The organism is Caulobacter sp. 10L414, from assembly GCF_056395525.1.
Window position 1 is genome coordinate 35,154 of the sequence record NZ_JBFTJR010000037.1, and the last position, 18,250, is coordinate 53,403.

The 18,250-nt window shown below is 69.6% G+C and carries 15 protein-coding genes, 1 tRNA gene and 2 pseudogenes; 11 read left to right on the top strand and 7 right to left on the bottom strand.

All coding sequences use genetic code 11. The annotated features are described in order from the left end of the window. The first annotated feature begins 71 nt into the window (after positions 1 to 71). Positions 72 to 1,103 (top strand): glycoside hydrolase family 43 protein, encoded by a 1,032-nt coding sequence (locus AC1DCG_RS15555; RefSeq protein ID WP_477030769.1) that lies wholly within the window; start codon positions 72 to 74, stop codon positions 1,101 to 1,103. A gap of 166 nt (positions 1,104 to 1,269) precedes the next feature. On the opposite strand, the gene AC1DCG_RS15560 is transcribed toward AC1DCG_RS15555, so the two are convergent. Both AC1DCG_RS15560 and AC1DCG_RS15565 read right to left on the bottom strand, forming a co-directional pair. Then, on the bottom strand, positions 1,270 to 2,184 hold the full coding sequence (locus tag AC1DCG_RS15560; RefSeq protein ID WP_477030770.1) for an SUMF1/EgtB/PvdO family nonheme iron enzyme: 915 nt from the start codon (positions 2,182 to 2,184) through the stop codon (positions 1,270 to 1,272). Next, on the bottom strand, positions 2,184 to 3,938 hold the full coding sequence (locus AC1DCG_RS15565) for an arylsulfatase (protein ID WP_477036721.1): 1,755 nt from the start codon (positions 3,936 to 3,938) through the stop codon (positions 2,184 to 2,186). The genes AC1DCG_RS15560 and AC1DCG_RS15565 overlap by 1 nt, the downstream gene beginning before the upstream one ends. A gap of 332 nt (positions 3,939 to 4,270) precedes the next feature. On the opposite strand from AC1DCG_RS15565, the pseudogene AC1DCG_RS15570 reads away from it, so the two are divergent. The 10 genes and pseudogenes from AC1DCG_RS15570 to AC1DCG_RS15615 form a co-directional block, all read left to right on the top strand. After that, positions 4,271 to 4,660 (top strand): annotated as a pseudogene (locus tag AC1DCG_RS15570) (TonB-dependent receptor plug domain-containing protein); the annotation flags it as partial. Beyond that, positions 4,643 to 4,718, top strand: a pseudogene (locus tag AC1DCG_RS15575) (hypothetical protein); the annotation flags it as partial. The pseudogenes AC1DCG_RS15570 and AC1DCG_RS15575, both read left to right, overlap by 18 nt. 167 nt (positions 4,719 to 4,885) lie before the next feature. Further along, positions 4,886 to 6,604 carry a TonB-dependent receptor gene (locus AC1DCG_RS15580; protein WP_477030780.1) on the top strand — a complete coding sequence of 573 codons (1,719 nt, stop codon included), beginning with the start codon at positions 4,886 to 4,888 and terminating at the stop codon, positions 6,602 to 6,604. 159 nt (positions 6,605 to 6,763) lie between these two features. Continuing rightward, a complete protein-coding gene (locus AC1DCG_RS15585; protein WP_477030772.1) occupies positions 6,764 to 7,783 on the top strand; it encodes an aldo/keto reductase in 1,020 nt (339 codons plus the stop codon). Further along, positions 7,780 to 8,076 carry a UxaA family hydrolase gene (locus tag AC1DCG_RS15590; RefSeq protein ID WP_477030773.1) on the top strand — a complete coding sequence of 99 codons (297 nt, stop codon included), beginning with the start codon at positions 7,780 to 7,782 and terminating at the stop codon, positions 8,074 to 8,076. Before AC1DCG_RS15585 ends, AC1DCG_RS15590 begins: the two co-directional genes overlap by 4 nt. Then, complete coding sequence (locus AC1DCG_RS15595; protein ID WP_477041539.1) at positions 8,073 to 9,281, top strand: UxaA family hydrolase; 1,209 nt, start codon at positions 8,073 to 8,075, stop codon at positions 9,279 to 9,281. The genes AC1DCG_RS15590 and AC1DCG_RS15595 overlap by 4 nt, the downstream gene beginning before the upstream one ends. Before the next feature lie 12 nt (positions 9,282 to 9,293). Next, a complete protein-coding gene (locus AC1DCG_RS15600; protein WP_477030775.1) occupies positions 9,294 to 10,022 on the top strand; it encodes an SDR family oxidoreductase in 729 nt (242 codons plus the stop codon). A gap of 2 nt (positions 10,023 to 10,024) precedes the next feature. Further along, the gene (locus AC1DCG_RS15605) at positions 10,025 to 10,369 is read left to right on the top strand and encodes an L-rhamnose mutarotase (RefSeq protein WP_165259923.1); all 345 of its coding nucleotides are present in this window, start codon (positions 10,025 to 10,027) and stop codon (positions 10,367 to 10,369) included. Positions 10,370 to 10,433: 64 nt separating this feature from the next. Further along, a complete protein-coding gene (locus AC1DCG_RS15610; protein ID WP_477041540.1) occupies positions 10,434 to 12,779 on the top strand; it encodes a glycoside hydrolase family 95 protein in 2,346 nt (781 codons plus the stop codon). A 37-nt stretch (positions 12,780 to 12,816) separates the two neighbouring features. Next, positions 12,817 to 13,995, top strand: coding sequence for a glycoside hydrolase family protein (locus tag AC1DCG_RS15615; protein WP_477041541.1), 1,179 nt, complete (start codon positions 12,817 to 12,819; stop codon positions 13,993 to 13,995). On the opposite strand, the gene AC1DCG_RS15620 is transcribed toward AC1DCG_RS15615, so the two are convergent. The 5 genes from AC1DCG_RS15620 to AC1DCG_RS15640 form a co-directional block, all read right to left on the bottom strand. Continuing rightward, positions 13,992 to 14,771 (bottom strand): IclR family transcriptional regulator, encoded by a 780-nt coding sequence (locus AC1DCG_RS15620; RefSeq protein WP_165259917.1) that lies wholly within the window; start codon positions 14,769 to 14,771, stop codon positions 13,992 to 13,994. The genes AC1DCG_RS15615 and AC1DCG_RS15620 overlap by 4 nt on opposite strands. 5 nt (positions 14,772 to 14,776) lie before the next feature. Next, positions 14,777 to 15,580 carry an amidohydrolase family protein gene (locus AC1DCG_RS15625; protein WP_477036725.1) on the bottom strand — a complete coding sequence of 268 codons (804 nt, stop codon included), beginning with the start codon at positions 15,578 to 15,580 and terminating at the stop codon, positions 14,777 to 14,779. Continuing rightward, the gene (locus AC1DCG_RS15630) at positions 15,574 to 16,599 is read right to left on the bottom strand and encodes a zinc-binding alcohol dehydrogenase family protein (protein ID WP_477036726.1); all 1,026 of its coding nucleotides are present in this window, start codon (positions 16,597 to 16,599) and stop codon (positions 15,574 to 15,576) included. Before AC1DCG_RS15630 ends, AC1DCG_RS15625 begins: the two co-directional genes overlap by 7 nt. A gap of 2 nt (positions 16,600 to 16,601) precedes the next feature. Further along, positions 16,602 to 17,915: an L-fucose:H+ symporter permease gene (gene fucP / locus AC1DCG_RS15635; RefSeq protein WP_476869930.1), complete on the bottom strand. Its 1,314-nt coding sequence runs from the start codon at positions 17,913 to 17,915 to the stop codon at positions 16,602 to 16,604. 188 nt (positions 17,916 to 18,103) lie between these two features. Beyond that, positions 18,104 to 18,180 (bottom strand) — tRNA-Met (locus tag AC1DCG_RS15640). Between the last annotated feature and the right edge of the window lie 70 nt (positions 18,181 to 18,250).

Genomic DNA, 18,250 nt, shown 5'->3' on the forward strand with positions numbered 1-18,250 from the left:
TGCCCTCGCCGTTGCAAAGCGCCGCCATGTCTTCCTAGATCGCGCTTCGTATCGCGTCGCCCGGAGGAAGCATGCCCATCGACACCTCGCGACGGGCCGTCGCCCTCGGGGCCCCCGCCCTGGCGCTGGCGCCCGCCGCCGCTCGCGCCGAACCGATGCTGCGCCTGCCCAACATGCCGCTGCACGACCCGTTCATGGTCGCCGACACGCAGGCGGGGCTCTACCGGCTCTACACCTCCAACATCTCCCGCCTCAGCGGAGCGCCCGGCCTGGGCGTGATGATGTATGTCAGCCGCGATCTGGCGAACTGGGAAAAGCCGCGCTGCGTATTCCAGGCTCCCACCGACGCCTGGTTCAAGGGCGGGGCCTGGGCGCCGGAGGTTCATCCGTGGCGCGGCCGCTGGTTTCTGTTCGCCACCTTCCATGACGAGGCCGCGCTTCTGCCGCCGGTCGGCAAGCGCAGCCCCTATCGGCGGGGCACGATCCTGGCGGTCTCCGACAGTCCCGAGGGACCATTCACCGTGGTCCGTGGCGGCGAGCCGATCGCGCCGAAAGAACGGATGACCCTAGACGGCACGCTCTACGTCGCGCCGGACGGGCGGCCCTGGTACGTCTATTCACGCGAGTGGCTGCAGGTGGGCGACGGCGCCATCGAAGCCTTGCCCCTCACCGACGACCTGGCCGCCGCCGGGCCGCCGCGCACGCTGTTCACCGCCAGCCAGGCGCCCTGGGCCGACGGCAAGAAGCAGCCCGAGGGCGATCTGGCCTACGTCACCGACGGCCCGCAGCTCTTCACCAGCAACACCGGCCAGCTGCTGATGCTGTGGTCCAGCTACGACAAGGACGGCTACGTCCAGTCGCAGGCGCGCTCGCCCCGCGGAACGATCGAGGGGCCGTGGGAGCAGCTGCCGCCGCTGGTCCGCCACGACAGCGGCCACGGCATGCTGTTCAACCGCTTCGACGGCCAGCTGATGATGGTGGTCCACCGCCCCTTCAAGAACGCCCGCGGCAAGCTCTACGAGATGCGCGACGCGGGGGATCGGCTGAAGATCGTGCGGCAGCGGGTGGACCTGGATGGAGATGCGAACGAGATCGTGGGCTAACGCGCTTCACCATTCTCCCGTCATTCCCGCCCTTGTGGCGGGAAACCCTGGTTCCGCTGGCTCGCGAGACGCAAGCGGCGTGCTGAGCACGCCGCCCCATCCGCCCTTGCAGCCGACAGAGGGATTCTCGCCACATGGGCGAGAATGACGGGCCTTGGTGATCGGCTCACGCCGCCTTTTCATACGCCACCCGGAACCCCACGTGCGAGGTTCCGATCCCCTCTTCCTGCGCCTGCCAGGCGGCCGGGCGGAAATTGGCGCAGTAGTTGAAGGCGCAGAGGAACGAGCCGCCCTTGATCAGGCGCTCGACGCCCGAGGTTCCGGCGGCGCTGGCCGTCCACTCCCAGACGTTGCCGATCATGTCGACGAGGCCGAAGGCGTTGGACGAAAAGCAACCGACCGGCGCAAGGCCCGTGAAGTGATCCTCGTTGCTTTGCGCCAGCGGGAAATCGCCCTGCCAGGTGTTGGCGGTCGGCTTGCCGTCGTCGTCATAGGCCCAGGCCTGCGGCGCGCGCGGGCCCGACTGGTCGCCGCGCGCCGCGCGCTCCCATTCGGCTTCGGTCGGCAGGCGCCCGCCGGCCCAGCGGGCATAGGCCGCCGCATCGGCATAGGCCACGTGCACCACCGGCTCGTCGGCATGGGCCAGGTCGTCAGCGCCGCCGCCATGCGGCCGACGCCAGTTGGCCTTGCGCACCAGCTTCCACCACTGGCCAGCGTCGTCCATGCCCGACAGGTGCTCGGGCTGGACGAACACCGCCGAGGCCCCGTAGCGCTCGCCTTGCGTGACGTAGCCCGTGGCGTCGACGAAGGCGGCGAACTGGCGGTTGGTCACCTCGTGGCGATCAAGCCAGAAGCCCGCCACCGTCACCGCCCTGCCCGGCCGCCCCGGACCGTCCTCGCCCAGCGACACCTCGCCGGCCGGAATGAAGGCGCGGCCTTCCCGGGTCTTGCAGGCGCCCGCAGGCGCGGCGCGGATCGCCGCAACCTCCACGCCCGCCGGATCGGCGGTCGTGAAGCCGCCGGCCGAAAGGCCCGCCAGCATCGCCACCACCGCCGCCGCTCCAGGAAGGCCGCGCCGCATCAGCGCGCGCCGGCCTTGGCGGGCGCGGGCGGCGGCGGCAGGACCACGCCGTTCTGGGCGGCGTAGCGGTTCCAGGCTTCGACCAGCTCCTTCAGCTTGTCGGGCTGGCTGGCGGCCAGGTCGACGGCCTCGGCCGGGTCGCTCTTGAGGTTGAAGAGCTGCCAGTTGGCCGGCAGCACCGCCTCGCGCGAATAGGCCGCCCCGCCCGGCGCGCTGGGCAGATAGACCGCCTTCCACTCGCCCAGGCGCACCGCGCGGCGGAAGAACAGCTCCCAGGCCACCAGGTCCTGCGGACCGCGCACTCCGGCGTCGGCGCTGGCCAGGGCCGGAACCCACGAGCGACCGATCGACGGAGCGACCGCGCGGCCGCGATAGGTCTCGGGGCGCTTCACCCCGGCCAGCTCCAGCACCGTGGCCTCGACGTCGGCCACGTGGGCCAGAGAGTCGACGATGCGGCCATCGCCCTTGACGCCCGGCCCTTCGACGATGGCCGGCGTGTGGATGCCGCCTTCGGTGGTGTAGCCCTTGACCTGGCGGGTCGGAGCCGTGGCCGCCTGCGCCCAGCCGGGGCCGTAGCCCACGTGCGAGGAGCCTGCGCCCAGATTGTCGAAGCTGTTGTCGACCGGCAGGGTCGCCAGCTTGGCCGGATCGGTGACGCCGCGCACGGTGTCGATGCGGCTGCCTTCCGCGCCGTTGTCCGACAGGAAGACGATGACGGTGTTGTCGTACTGGCCGCTCGCCTTGAGGGCGGCGACCACCTTGCCGATGTTCTGGTCCATCCGGTCGACCATCGCCGCATAGATCTCCATGCGACGCGACTGGTCCTTCTTCTGCTCGGCGGTCAGCGACTTCCAGGCCGGCGTGTCGATGAACGGATGCGGCTTGACGTCCTTGGGAACCAGGCCCAGCGCCTTGAGCCTGGCCAGCCGCTGCTCGCGCAGCGCCTCGTAGCCGGCGTCGTAGCGGCCCTTGTACTTGGCGATGGTCTCGGGCGGAGCCTGCAGCGGCCAGTGCGGCTCGGTGAAGGTCAGGTAGGCGAAGAACGGCCGGCTATCGCCCGCCCCATCGCGGATGAACTGGGCCATCTTGTCGCCGTAGAAATCGGCCGAGTAGACGCCCTTGGGATAGGTCACCACCTTGCCGTCCTCGCGGAAAGTCGAGGCCGCGCCGGCGGCCTTGTAGGCCTCGGTCTGGTCCTCGCCGAAGTGGTTCTGCAAGCCCTGCAGCAGGGCGTAGGAGCGCTCGAAGCCACGTGCGGCCGGCGACTGGTCGTCGGCCAGGCCCAGGTGCCACTTGCCGGCCATCAGGGTGCGATAGCCGCTGTCGCGCAGCAGTTCGGCCACGGTCACCGAGCGGTCGTTGAGATAACCCTCGTAGCCCGGCTTGCCCTTCTGGCCCGGGGTCAGAACCTCGGCCATCGAGCCCAGGCCAACCTGGTGGTTGTCCGAGCCGGTCATCAGCATCGAGCGAGTCGGCGAGCAGGTCGGCGCAGTGTGGAAGCCCGACAGCCGTACGCCGGCCTTGGCCAGGGCGTCCAGGTTGGGCGTCTCGATCTCGCCGCCGAACGCGCCCAGGTCAGAATAGCCCAAGTCATCGGCGACGATGACCAAGAAGTTCGGACGCTTCTCGACGGCGCGGGTCGCGGCCGGAACCGTAGGTTCCGCTGCGCTGGCCAGGCTGCCCGCGAGGCTGGTCGCGGCGATCAGGGCGCCGGCCAGCAGCCGTGCGCGCAAGGTCGTGTGATGGGTCTTCATGACGCTTTCCCTCGTGTTCTCCTTTCCCCCTAAGGCCTCCGGCGGCGAGCGCTCTTACGACAATTTCGAAACGCGCTGTTGAGAATTTCTGTAATGCCGATCGGAGTAGTTGGGATTTAAAGCTCCCCTCGCACCGCAACGACGACGCATCGGCGAAGGGCCCGCCGACGCGTCACTGATCGTCGTTTTTCTGCGGTTGTTCTTGCCGTTTATGGGGGCTCCTCGCGATGTCGGGCGTACTCGTTTCTATCCATCAGGCGAATACTCGCCGTGACCACAACCACAACGTGACGCTGCGTCGCCTGGCCTTGGCCGCCTCGTGCGTCGCCCTGATGGCCGGCGCCACGCCCGCCCTCGCCGCCGAGACCGCTCCCGAGCCGACCACCGCCTCGGCGAACGACTCCGTGGGCCTGGAGGCCGTGGTCGTCACAGCCCGTCGCCGCGACGAGGACGCCCAGACCGTGCCGGTGGCCGTCTCGGCCTTCGGCGGCGCCCAGCTGGAAGCCGCCCGCGCCTTCAACGTCCRCGACCTGCAGACCCTGTCGCCCAGCCTGTCGGTCAGCGTCACCAACCCGCGCAACACCAGCATCAACATCCGGGGCCTGGGCAACAACGTCTCGGTCTACAACGACGGCCTGCAGTCGGCGGTCGGCGTCTATCTCGACCAGGTCTATCTGGGCCGTCCGGGCCAGGCGGTGTTCGACCTGGCCGACCTCGACTCCGTGCAGGTGCTGCGCGGTCCGCAGGGCACGCTGTTCGGCAAGAACACCTCGGCCGGCGCCCTGGTGATCGCCACCAAGGAGCCGAAGTTCACCCCGGAGTTCAGCGCCGACGTCACCGGCGGCAACTACGACTACTTCCAGGCCCACCTGATCAGCTCAGGACCCATCGTCGAGGACAAGCTGGCCTACCGCGTCTCGCTGGCCAACACCCAGCGCGGCGGCTACATGACCAACGTCTATGACGGGTCGAAGACCCAGGATTATCACGACTTCGGCGGCCGGATTCAGTTCCTGCTGACCCCGAACGAGAGCCTTTCGATCAAGCTCTCCGGCGACTACGGCCAGCAGTATTCCAACACCAGCGCCAGCGTCCTGACCGGCCTGTTCACCAACTATGCCGACGACGGCGCGGCCTATCCCAACGGCTATCTGGCCCGCGCCGCCCGCGTCGGCTTCACGCCGCCGCCGATCGATCCGGGCGCGCGCCGCGTCTCGACCAACACCAAGAACAGCTATTTCGAGACCCATGGCGGGGTCTCGGCGATCGTCGATTACAAGCTGGCCGACGCCACCATCACCTCGGTCACCGCCTGGCGCGGCTGGCACTGGCGTCCGCACAACGACGCCGACGGCACGACCGTCTCGGCGATCATCGACGCCCACCAGGACAACGACCAGCAGCAGTTCAGCCAGGAACTGCGCATCCGCTCCGAAGGCGACCGCAAGCTCGATTACGTCGCCGGCCTCTACTACTTCTGGCAGGATCTGGAGGCCGAGGCCGTCAACTACTACGGCCCGGCGGCGGCCGACTGGCTGCTGGCCCCGGCGGCGGCTTCGGCCACGGTGCGGGCGGCGGCGCTGAACAACTACTCGATCGTCAGCCACTCCAGCCCCGAGACCACCAGCGCGGCGGCCTTCGCGCAAGGCACCTGGCACGTCACCGACCGCTTCGACATCACCGGCGGCCTTCGCTACACCTACGAGAAGATGACCGGCTGGTTCGACCAGACCGCCTGGGGCGCGGACCTGTCGGGCCTCAGCGCCGCCGACCAGGCCACCGCGCTCGCCCTGCGGGCCCGCTTCGGCGCGGCCAACAAGTTCGCCTCGAAGACCTCGGGCGACAGCCTGACCGGCAACATCACCCTGGCCTACACCTTCGACGCCGGCCCGCTGGTCTATGCGACCTATGCCCGGGGCTACAAGGCCGGCGGCCTGAACCTGTCGAACATCAACACCTCCGGCGCCAACGCCGTCGATCCGGTCATCGCGCCGGAGACCATCGACGCCTACGAGGCCGGCCTGAAGAGCACCTGGTTCGAGCGCCGGCTGACCGCCAACCTCGCCCTCTTCTGGACGCAGGACGACGGCTACCAGACCACGGCGGTCAACCTGATCAACAACGCCAGCTACCTGACCAACGCCGGCAGCGTGCGCAGCCGCGGCGTCGAACTGGACCTGCGGGCCGCTCCGATCGACGGCCTGACCCTCTACGGCTCGACCACCTACAACGACGCCAGCTACACCAGCTACGAGCAGGCCGCCTGCCCGATCGAGATCCACCTGACGACCTACTGCAACCTCACCGGCCGCCGCCTGCCCGGCGCGTCGCTGTGGGCCGCCTCGACCGGCGGCGAGTATCGCAAGGCCGCCGGAACCTGGCGCGGCGACGGCCTGCAGGCCTATGCCGGCTACGACGCCAGCTACAAGTCGTCCTACTACACCAGCGCCTCGAACTCGGAGTACTCCAAGATCAAGGGCTACACCCTGCTGAACCTGCGGGCCGGCATCGGCGCCGAGGATGGCAGCTGGGACCTGCAGGTCTGGGGCCGTAACGTCTTCGACAAGCTCTACTACCTGTCGCTGGGCGCGGGGAACACCGGCGCCATCACCGGCACCCTGGGCGATCCGCGCACCTTCGGCGTGACGCTGCGCGTGCGCCGCTAGACCTCTTCTTCTCCTTCCCCTGACTGGGCCCGCTTCACGGCGGGCCCTTTTTCTTTGCCCTGATGGCTGCGCTTGATGCGTGGCGGATTGACTCGTTGCGCGAGCGATGGAATTTTACCAGCAACATCGATTTTATAAATAAACGGGATGGAAGCGCGGATGGACGTCGCCCAAGAGCGATCGCAGGCCCTGGCGCGGTTGCCGCGACTGGGCTTCGGCGGCGCGGCCGTGGGCAACCTCTACGCCGCCGTGTCCGACGCCCAGGCCCGCGCGGTGATCGACGCGGCGCTGGCCGCAGGCATCCGCTATTTCGACACCGCCCCGCACTATGGCTTCGGCCTCAGCGAGACCCGCCATGGCGAGGCGCTGGCCGGCCGCGACGTCATCGTCTCCACCAAGGTCGGCCGCGTGCTGGAGCCTATTAAGACCGACCGGCGCGAACGCCACGGCTTCGTCGACCCCGCCCCGTTCGAGCCGGTGTTCGACTACAGCTACGACGGCGTCATGCGCTCGTTCGAGGCCAGCCTGCGCCGCCTGCGACGTGACCGCGTCGACATCCTGCTGGCCCACGACCTGGGCCGCCTGACCCACGGCGAGGCCCACGCCGGCCACATGCGCGCCTTCCTGGACGGCGGCTACCGCGCCATGCGCCAGCTGAAGGACGCCGGCGCGACCGACGCCATCGGCCTGGGCGTCAACGAGCAGGCCGTCTGCGAGGAGGCGCTGGATCACGCCGACCTAGACGTCTTCCTGCTGGCCGGCCGCTACACCCTGCTGGAACAGACCGCTCTGGACGGCTTCCTGCCGCGCTGCCGGCAGCGGGGCGTGAAGATCATCGTCGGCGGCCCGTTCAACTCGGGCGCTCTGGTCGAGAAGCCCGGCGGCGGGCCGATCCATTACGATTACGCACCGGCCGGAGCCGAGATCGTCGCACGGGTGGAGAGCCTGCGCCGCGTCTGCGCCGCCCACGGCGTTCCTCTGGCCGCGGCGGCCCTGCAGTTCCCCCTCGCCCACCCGGCCGTCGCCAGCGTCATCCCCGGCATGGCCGGCCCCGCCCAGGTCGCCGACGCCGTCGCCTGGATGGAGATGCAGCTGCCCGCCGCCCTCTGGAGYGACCTGCGCGCCGAGGGTCTGCTGCATCCCGACGCGCCGACGCCCGTCTCGCGAGCCGCCGCGTGAAGCCGATCCTGCTGCATCCGGACGACAACGTTCTCGTGCTGGCCGCCGCCATCCAGGCCGGCCAGGCGATCGAGATCGACGGCGCGATGCTGGCCGCGCCGCACGACGTCGCCGTCGGCCACAAAATCGCCCGCCACGCCCTTTCCGTCGGCGACAAGGTGCTGAAGTACGGCGCGCCGATCGGCTCGATGACCGCGCCCGCCGCGCCCGGCGCCCATGTCCACATGCACAACATGAAGAGCGACTACATCGCCAGCCACACCCGCCAGGCGACCGGCGAGGCCTCGTCATGAGCGCCCTGACCGGCTTCCTGCGGGCCGACGGTCGCAAGGGGATCCGCAATGTCGTGGCGGTGGCCTACCTGGTCGAATGCGCCCATCACGTGGCCCGCACCATCGTCACGAAGAGCGACGATCCCGACGTCCACCTGATCGGCTTTCCCGGCTGCTATCCCAACGCCTATGCGCTGAAGGTCATGCAGGCCATCGGCACGCATCCCAATGTCGGCGGGGTGCTGCTGATCTCGCTGGGCTGCGAGAGCTTCAACCGCGAGGCCCTGCGCGCCGCGATCGCCGCCAGCGGACGCCCCGTGGAGGTGCTGGTCATCCAGGAGAGCGGCGGCACGGCGCAGACCGTCCGCAAGGGCGTCGAAGCCGTCGCCCGCCTGAAAGCCGTCGCAGGCCAGGCCCCGCGCACGCCCATGGACGTCTCCGAACTGGTGATCGGCACCATCTGCGGCGGCTCTGACGGCACCAGCGGCATCACCGCCAACCCCGCGGTCGGGCGCGCGTTCGACCGCCTGGGCGCGGCCGGCGCGGCCTGCGTCTTCGAGGAGACGGGCGAGCTGGTCGGCTGCGAGAAGATCATGGCCGATCGCGCGATCACGCCGGAGCTTGGGATCGCGCTGGAGGCCAGCGTCCGCAAGGCCGAGGCCTACTACACCGTCATGGGCTACGGCAGCTTCGCGCCGGGCAACGCCGAAGGCGGGCTGACGACCCAGGAAGAAAAGTCGATGGGGGCCTATTCCAAGTCGGGCTCGGCCCCGATCGTGGGCATCCTCAAGCCCGGCGACCAGCCGGTCAGCGGCGGCCTCTACCTGCTCGACGTGGTGCCCGACGGCGAGGTGCGGTTCGGCTTTCCCAACATCTCCGACAACGCCGAGATCGTCGAACTGATCGCCTGCGGAGCGCACCTGACGCTCTTCACCACCGGGCGCGGCTCTGTGGTGGGCTCGGCGATCTCGCCGGTGATCAAGGTCTGCGCCAATCCCGAGACCTACCGCAAGCTGGCCGGCGACATGGACGTCGACGCCGGCCGGATCATGGAAGGCCGCGGCACGCTCGACGAGGTGGGCGACGAGATCTTCGACCTGGTGCTGGCCGTGGCCGGTGGCGAGCGGACGGTGTCCGAAGCCCTGGGCCACCAGGAATTCATCCTCACCTACAAGGCCTTCGACCCGATCGGTCCGGCCTGCCTGCCGCTGCGGCGCGTGAGTTAAGGGGCGACACCGATGGGAAGACTTTCAGGCAAGACCGCCCTGGTGACGGCGGCCGCCCAGGGCATCGGCAAGGCCAGCGCCGAACTCTTCGCCCGCGAGGGCGCGCGGGTGATCGCCACCGACCTCAACGAGGATCTGCTGGCCGGGGTCGAAGGCTGCGAAGGCCGCCGCCTCGACGTTCGCGATCCCGACGCCATCAACGCCCTGGCCGCCGAACTCGGCGCGATCGACGTGCTGTTCAACTGCGCCGGCTACGTCCATTCAGGAACCATCCTCGACTGCGACGAACAGGCCTGGGCGTTCTCCAACGACCTGAACGTCACGGCCCAGTACCGCGCCATCCGCGCCTTCCTGCCGGCCATGCTGAAGGCCGGCGGCGGCTCGATCGTCAACATGGCCTCGGTGGCCAGCTCGATCAAAGGCGTGCCGGGTCGCTTCGCCTACGGCGCCACCAAGGCCGCGGTCATCGGCCTGACCAAAGCCGTAGCGGCCGACTTCGTGGGCCAGGGGATCCGCTGCAACGCCATCTGCCCCGGCACGGTCGACACGCCTTCGCTGAACCAGCGCCTGGCCGATACCGGCGACTACGAGGCCGCCCACAAGGCCTTCACCGCCCGCCAGCCGATGGGGCGTCTGGGCAGGCCGGAAGAGCTGGCCCAGCTGGCGCTGTATCTGGCCAGCGACGAGTCTGCCTTCACCACGGGCCAGATCCACATCATCGACGGCGGCTGGATCAACTGACCATGCGTCGCTGCCTCGCCCTCGACCTCAAGGACGACGCCGACCTGATCGCCCGCTACGAGGCCTGGCATCGCCCCGGCGCGGCCCCCGAGCCCGTGATCCGGTCGATCCGCGAGGCGGGCGTCGTCGAGATGGAGATCTGGCGCGTCCAGGACCGGCTGTTCATGGTCATCGAGGCAGGGCCGGACTTCTCGCCGGAAGCCAAGGCGGCGGCCGACATGGCCTCTCGCGACGTGCGGGCCTGGGAACGGCTGATGTCGGCCTTCCAGAAGCCCCTGCCCGGCTCGGCGCCGAGCGAGAAGTGGCGCGACATGCGCCGGATCTTCGCCCTCTCCGAGCAGCCCTGACCTTCCGGCCGCTCTTCCCGACACCACGATTGTTTTCGCTTTCAGAACGAGGCACGGCGACAAGATGAATGTGACCCGCAGAACCGCCCTGGCCGCCACCGCCGGCGTCTCCCTGGTCGCCGCCTCGCCGGCCCGCTCCGCCCCGGCCAAGGCCGCCGCGCCCCGCCTGTGGTACCGCCAGCCGGCCAAGGAATGGGTCGAGGCCCTGCCCGTCGGCTCGGGCAAACTAGGAGCCATGGTGTTCGGCGGCGTCGCGGCCGAGCGCCTGCAACTGAACGAAGACACGCTTTGGGCCGGCGGCCCCTACGAGCCGATCAATCCCGAGGCCAAGGGCGCCCTGCCCGAAATCCGCCGCCTGATCGACGCCGGCGAGTACGCCAAGGCCACCGATCTCGCCGAAGCCAAGTTCATGGCCCTGCCCAAGCGCCAGATGTCCTACCAGACCATCGGCGACCTGAAGCTCGACTTCCCCGACCTGACGCAAGCCGTAGAAGGCTATGTCCGCGATCTCGATCTCGACGGCGCGATCACCACCACGCGCTTCACCGCCGGCGGCGTCAGCTATCTGCGCGAGGTGATCGCCAGCCACCCCGACGGCGTCATCGCCGTGCGCCTGACCGCCAGCCGCAAGGGTGCGATCAGCGTCGACCTCTCCTTCAGCTCGCCGCTGAAGTCCAAGCCCGTCTCGACGGTCGAGGGCGCGCATCTGGTCCTCGCCGGCAAGAACGAGGCCTCGCAGGGCATCGACGCCCGCCTGACTTTCGAGACCCGGGTCGAGGTGCGCGCCAAGGGCGGCCAGGTCGCGGGCGCCGACGGCAAGCTGTCGGTGAAGGGCGCCGACGAGGTGCTGCTGCTGATCGCGGCGGCCACCAGCTATCGCCGCTACGACGACGTTTCGGGCGACCCGGCCGCGCTGAACAAGGCCACGCTCGCCAGGCTGGCCGGCAAGCCGTGGGCGAAGRTCCTGGCCGGGCACCAGGCCGATCACCGCGCCCTCTTCCGCCGCTTCAGCGTCGACTTCGGCCGCACCCGCGCCKACCTGCTGCCCACCGACGAGCGCATCAAACAATCGCCGACMACTGACGATCCGTCGCTGGAGGCGCTGTACTTCCAGTACGGCCGCTACCTGCTGATCGCCTGCTCGCGCCCCGGCAGCCAGCCGGCCAACCTGCAGGGAATCTGGAACGACAAGACCTTTGCGCCCTGGGGCAGCAAGTACACGATCAACATCAACACCGAGATGAACTACTGGCCGGCCGAGCCGACCGACCTGCCCGAACTGGTCGAGCCGCTGATCGCCCTGGTCGCCGACATCGCCCAGACCGGCGAGCGCATGGCTCGGGCCATGTATGGCGCGCGCGGCTGGGTCACCCACCACAACACCGACCTGTGGCGCGCGACGGGCCCGATCGACGGCGCCAAGTTCGGCGTCTGGCCCACCGGCGGCGCCTGGCTGTGCAAGCACGTCTGGGACCGCTACGACTACGGCCGCGACAAGGCCTACCTGGCCCGCGTCTATCCGCTGATGAAGGGCTCGGCCCGGTTCTTCCTCGACACCCTGGTGGTCGACCCCAAGTTCGGCGTGCTGGTCACCAACCCGTCGATCTCGCCCGAGAACAACCACGGCCACGGCTCGTCCCTGGTCGCGGGGCCCACCATGGACCAGGCGATCATCCGCGACCTGTTCGACAACTGTCTGAAGGCCGAGGCGATCCTGGGCCCTGACGCCGCCTTCGTCGCCGAAGTCCGCGCCGCCCGCGACAAGCTCGCCCCCTACAAGATCGGCAAGGACGGCCAGCTGCAGGAGTGGCAGGAAGACTGGGACGCCGACGCAAACGACATCCATCACCGTCACGTCTCGCACCTCTACGGCCTGTTCCCGTCCGACCAGATCTCGGTCGACACCACGCCGGACCTGGCCAAGGCGGCCAGGACCTCGCTGGTGACGCGCGGCGACCTGTCGACCGGCTGGGCCATCGCCTGGCGCCTGAACCTCTGGGCCCGCCTGGGCGACGGCGACCGCGCCCACAGCATCCTCAAGCTGCTGCTGGGCCCCGAGCGCACCTATCCCAACATGTTCGACGCCCACCCGCCGTTCCAGATCGACGGCAATTTCGGCGGGACCTCGGGCATGACCGAGCTGGTCATGCAGAGCCGCAACGACCGCCTCTACCTGCTGCCCGCCCTGCCCAAGGCCTGGCCCACCGGCGCCATGACCGGCCTGCGCGCACGCGGCGCGCTTGGCGTAGATGTCCGCTGGAGCGGCGGCAAGCTGACCGAGGCCGTTCTGACGGCCAACCAGGCCGGCAAGCACACCGTGGTGCTGGCCGGCTCGACGCTTGAGGTCGACCTCAAGCGGGGCCAGCGCGTGCGGCTGGTGGCTCGCAACGGCGTGCTGAAGCGGGCATGACCAGCCTCGTCGCCGAAAAGTTCGTTGGAGTGATTTGATGGTCTCGCGTTCAAGCAAGCTGGCCGCGGCGGCCGCGCTGCTCCTGGCCCCGATGGCCTCGCCAGCCGTCGGAGCAACACAGCCCCCGGCCGCCTCGACGGCCGTCGAGGCCGTGCCCACGCTCGGCCCCAAGCCCTTCATCGGCTATTTCAAGCCGATGCCGCGCGCCAAGCTGTCCCGCACGGCCTGGGGCGCCGCCGAGGTCGGCCCGCGCGATCCGGGCAACGGCCTCGAAGACGGCTCGATGACCCGGTGGAACTACTGGGACGGCCAGATCCTGAAGGGCGCCGACGGCAAGTACCGCATGTTCGCCAGCCGCTGGGACCRGGCGCTGGGCCACAAGGCCTGGGGCCAGTCCCTGGGGGTCAGCGCGATCAGCGACACCCTCTTTGGCCCCTATCGCGACCGGGGGCTGACCTGGCCCGAGAACCAGGGCGGCCTCGGCCACAACGTCACGGCGCTGAAGATGCACGACGGCCGCTACGCCGTCGTGGTCAGCGAGACGCGCGGCGGCGACGTCTTCGTGTCGGACGGCTTGGACGGCCCCTGGACGCAGCAGGGAACCATCAGCCTCGACCAGAGCCGCTTCCAGCTGGTCAAGACGCCGGGCGACACGGCCCTGCGCGACACGCCGACGGCCACGCCCGCCAAGCCGGCCAACTTCAGCGTCATGCTGCGGCCCGACGGCGCCTACCAGATCGTCCCGCGCTCGGGCCAGATCCTGATCAGCAGGACGGGGATCCTCGGCCCCTACACCGTGATGGGCGACAGCGTCTATCGCGGCCTCGACGGCATCCCGCAGCGCGACATGCGCGCCTTCGAAGACCCCGTCGTCTGGTTCAGCGGCGGCCTCTACCACATCGTCGTCAACCAGTGGCGCGAGCGCCGCGCCTATCATCTGGTCTCGCGCGACGGGATCTCGGGGTGGCGCGTCCAAGGCCTGGCCTACGAGCCCGGCGCCGACTTCATCCGCTACGCCGACGGGACGAAGAACAACTGGAACAAGCTCGAACGTCCCGGCGTGGTGATGGAGAACGGCCATGTCGTGGCCATGACCTTCGCCGTCGTCGACACGCCGAAAGACGACCAGACCGGAAACAACGGCCACGGCAGCAAGATCATTGTCGTGCCGTTCGACGGCGCGGCCATGGACCGGGACCTGGCCGGCCTTCCCTAGACCCCGTTCCGCGCCGTCGGGCCGATCTCTGCGCTGATGGCGGCGGCGTGGCGCTGCAGGTTGGCGATGGTTTCGGGCATCGAGATCGCGCTGGGCGTGTCGACATACGGACAGGTCAGGGCCGCCACCACGCCGTCGGCGCCCCGCACCGGCACCGACAGGTCGATCACCGCCGAGGTCACGTAGCTGGCGGCCTGCACGTGGCCGTCCTTGCGGGCCTGGGCGGCGCTGGCGAGGAAGGCTTCCCACGCCGCCTCCGAGACGCCCTCGCGTAACTGCCCGCTCCAGCGTTCGCGCACCCGCTCGGGCTGGAAGGCGAACAGCACCAGGCCCGACGTCGCCTCGGCGATCTTGCGGCGATAGCCCACCCGCACCGAATAGCCCTGGTCGCCCGGGGCCTCGATGCGCGCCACCACCACCATCTGGTCGCCGCTGGCCACGGCCAGGTGGCACGACTGGCCGGTGACCTGGCACGAGGCCCGCATCTCCGGCAAAGCCGCTTCCAGAAGGTCCTTGGCCGGCGCCCGGGTCATGCCCAGGGCGAAGAGCTTGTTGGTCAGGACGAGGCCGTCCTCGTCGGCGGCGCGGCCGACATAGCCCCGCGCCTCCAGCACCTGGACCATGCGGAACAGCTCGCTGGACGAACGATCGAGCGCCGCCGAGATCTGCGCCAGCGTCAGGCCGCCCCGGTGCGCGGCCAGCAGCTCCAGCACGTCGAGGCCCTTCTCCAGGGCGGGAGCGCGATATTCTCGCTTCTTGGCGGGCGCGTCGGACATGCCTTCTATAAGCGATAGAATCGTCGCGCCGTCTCGCCAAATAGCGCCGCTCGCCGGTCCGGCGGGACCCAGGCCTCGCACATCCGCCGCCAGCCGGCGTAGTCGCCGGCCAGGTTCAGCACCGGCCAGTCGCCGCCCCACATCAGTCGCTCGGCCCCGAACGCTTCCAGCAGATGCGCGACATAGGGCGCCAGGGCCTGCGCCGTCGGCGCGCCGCCGGCCTCGGTCAACAGACCTGAAAGCTTGCAGAAGACGCCCGGCTCGGCGGCCAGGGCGGCGATGTCGTCGCGCCAGGGGTGCATGACGCCCTCCCCGATCGCCGGCTTGCCGCCGTGGTCGATCACCACCCGCAGATCCGGCCAGCGACGGACCAAGGTCAGCAGAGCCGGCAGGTGCCTGGGCCTGACCAGGGCGTCGAAGGCCAGCCCCGCCTCGACCATCGCCGCGATCGCCGGCGCCAGGGCAGGGTTCAGGACCCAGTCGTCCTCCAGATCCTGCAGCATCGGGCGCAGGCCCTTCAGCCGGGCGTTCACGGCCAAGGCCAGGATCGTCTCCACCGCGTCCGGCGCCGCCAGGTCGGCCCAGCCCACCACGCCCAGGACCAGCGGGTCGCTTTCCGCCACCTCCAGCAGCCAGGCGGTGTCGCGCGCGCTGGGCTGCGACTGCACCAGCACCACGCCGGCGGGGCCGCCCGCCGCCCGCAGGTCGTCGAGGCCGAAGTCGCGGTGGATCGCCGCCAGGTCCGGCCCCGGCCATCGACAGTCGTTCTCGCCGATCCGCCAGACATGGCAGTGGGCGTCGATCAGCACGCGACGATGGCCTTGATGACCCCCGCCGCCGGCTCCATCCACCCCGGCAGCGCCTGCGCCAGGTCATGCAGGGAGGCCTTGTGGCTGTTCAGCGCCGCCGTCGGCACCTGGCCCGCCCGGATCGCCGCCAGCACGTGGTCGAAATCCTCCAGGGTGGCGTTGCGGCTGCCCAGCAGCGACATCTCGCGCTTGTGGAATTCCGGATCCGAGAAGGTGATGTCGGTCGCCACCACCGAGACCAGCACATAGGTCCCGCCATGGCCGACATAGCCGAAGCCCTGCTGCATCGCCGCCGGATTGCCGGTGGCGTCGAACACCAGGTCGTAGAAGGCGCCGTGGGTCAGGCTGGCCAGCGTCTCTGCCGTATGCTCGCCGAGGGGGACCACCCGCTCCACGCCCAGGTGCTCGGCGCAGAAGGCCAGGCGATCCTCGCGGCCGTCCAGCACGCTCACCCGCGCCCCCGCCAGCCGCGCGAACAGGGCGACGGCGATGCCGATCGGCCCGGCCCCGACGACCAGGGCCGCCTGCCCCGGCTCGATCCGCGCCCGGCGCACGGCATGGGCGCCGATGGCCAGGAACTCCACCATCGCCGCCTCGTCCAGGCCCACGCCCTCGACCTTGCGCACAAAGCCCTCCGGCACGGCCAGGTACTCGGCCAGCCCCCCGTCCATGTGCACGCCCAGCACGCGGATGTTCATGCAGCAGTTGGTCTTGCCCTTCGCGCAGGCCGGGCAGGTTCCGCACGACAGGTAGGGCATGACATAGGCCGTATCGCCCGGCGCCAGATCGCTTCCGGCCGGCGCCGAGACCACCTCGCCCGACAGCTCGTGGCCCATCACCCGGGGATAGGACAGGAAGGGCTGGGTGCCGCGATAGATGTGCATGTCGGTGCCGCACACCCCGACCCTGCGCACGCGCAGCAGCACCTCGCCCGGCCCCGGCTGCGGCGTCGAGCGGCGTTCGAGAACCAGTCGCCCCGGCGCAGCGCAGACCAGCACGTCCATCAGTTCCGGCGTCATGCTCAGTGACCTCCGACCAGCACGGCGTCGTGGGCCGAGACCTCGCGCTTGCGGGCGGTGACAGCGAACAGGCCGACCACGGCGAAGCAGGCGCAGGGCACGAGGATCGCCGTGCGGATCGAGCTTGCGTCCGACACCGCGCCCATCACCGCCGGCAGCACCGCCCCGCCGATGATGCTCATCACCTGCAACGACGAGCCGGTCTTGGTCAGCGGGCCCAGGCCCTTCAGCGAGCCGGCGAAGATGGTCGGGAACATGATCGACATGAAGAAGCTGGTCGCCGCCAGGGCCAGCAGGCCCGTGTGGCCGCCTATGGCCACGGCCGCCAGGGTCAGCGCCACGTTGGCGGCGGCGAACAGCGCCATCAGGCGCGAGGGATCGACCCGGCTCATCAGCGCCGTGCCGGCGAAGCGTCCGACCATGAAACCGACCAGCGACCATGACAGATAGGCCGCCGCGGCCTTCTCGCCCATGCCCGCCACCTGGTGCTGGCCGTAGCGGATCATGTAGCTCCACACGCCCACCTGGGCGCCGACATAAAAGAACTGGGCGACCACGCCGAACAGGAAGCGCGGACGCGAGAAGAGCCCGAGGATCGGCCGGTCGACCTTGTCCTCGACGGCGTCGGCGGCGGGTCGGCTGGCCTGCGCCGGAAAGCGGGTCAGCGCCACCAGCAGCGTCCAGGTCAGCACCACGGCGGCGATGATCAGGTAGGGAACCTGGGTCGACTGGGCCTCGGCGGCCTGGAAGGCCGACAGCTGGTCCGGGCTCATGGCCGCGAACTCCGCCTTCGTGGGCTCCACGCCCGACAGGATGAACTGGCGGCCGACCACCACGGCGGTGATGGCGCCCAGGGGGTTGAAGGCCTGGGCCAGGTTCAGTCGCTGCTCGGCCCTGCCCGGATCGCCCAGCACGGTGATCAGCGGATTGGCCGAGGTCTCCAGGAACGCCAGGCCCGAGGCGATCACGAACAGCGCGCCCAGGAACAGCTCGTAGCGGCGCAGCTCGGCCGCCGGCCAGAACAGCAGCGCCCCCGCCCCGAACAGCAGCAGCCCCACGATCACGGCGGCCTTGTAGCCGAAGCGGCGCATCAGCAGGCCGGCCGGCAGGGCCAGGAAGAAGTAGCCGAGATAGAAGGCCGACTGCACCAGGCCCGACTGCAGGTCGGTGAGGAAGAAAGCCTTCTTCAGGTGCGGGATCAGCACGTCATTGAGGTTGTTGGCCACGCCCCACAGGAAGAACAGCGCGACGATCAGAACCAGGGGCGCAAGGCCCGCGCGCGCGCCCTGCTCACGGGCTCTGGGATCTTGGGTCATCAGGCGTTTCCTCCCGGTCGCGCCCTCTGACGGAGCGCCTGCCGACAAGGCATCATATATGAACCATTACGTCAAATATGAAAATTGATGCGTGCGCCCTGGCGATGACGAAAGCCGGCGGATCCGTGCGAAGGGCCGAAAACGACGAAAGCCCCCAGCTTTGGCCTGGGGGCTTTACGTAGAAGATTTGGGTGCGGGGACAGGATTTGAACCTGTGACCTTCAGGTTATGAGCCTGACGAGCTACCGGGCTGCTCCACCCCGCGGCAGGGGTATGTATCGTGGTGTAGGGTTCTGGACTTGTTTGACTTTGCTGGATGCATCCTTTTAGCGGAC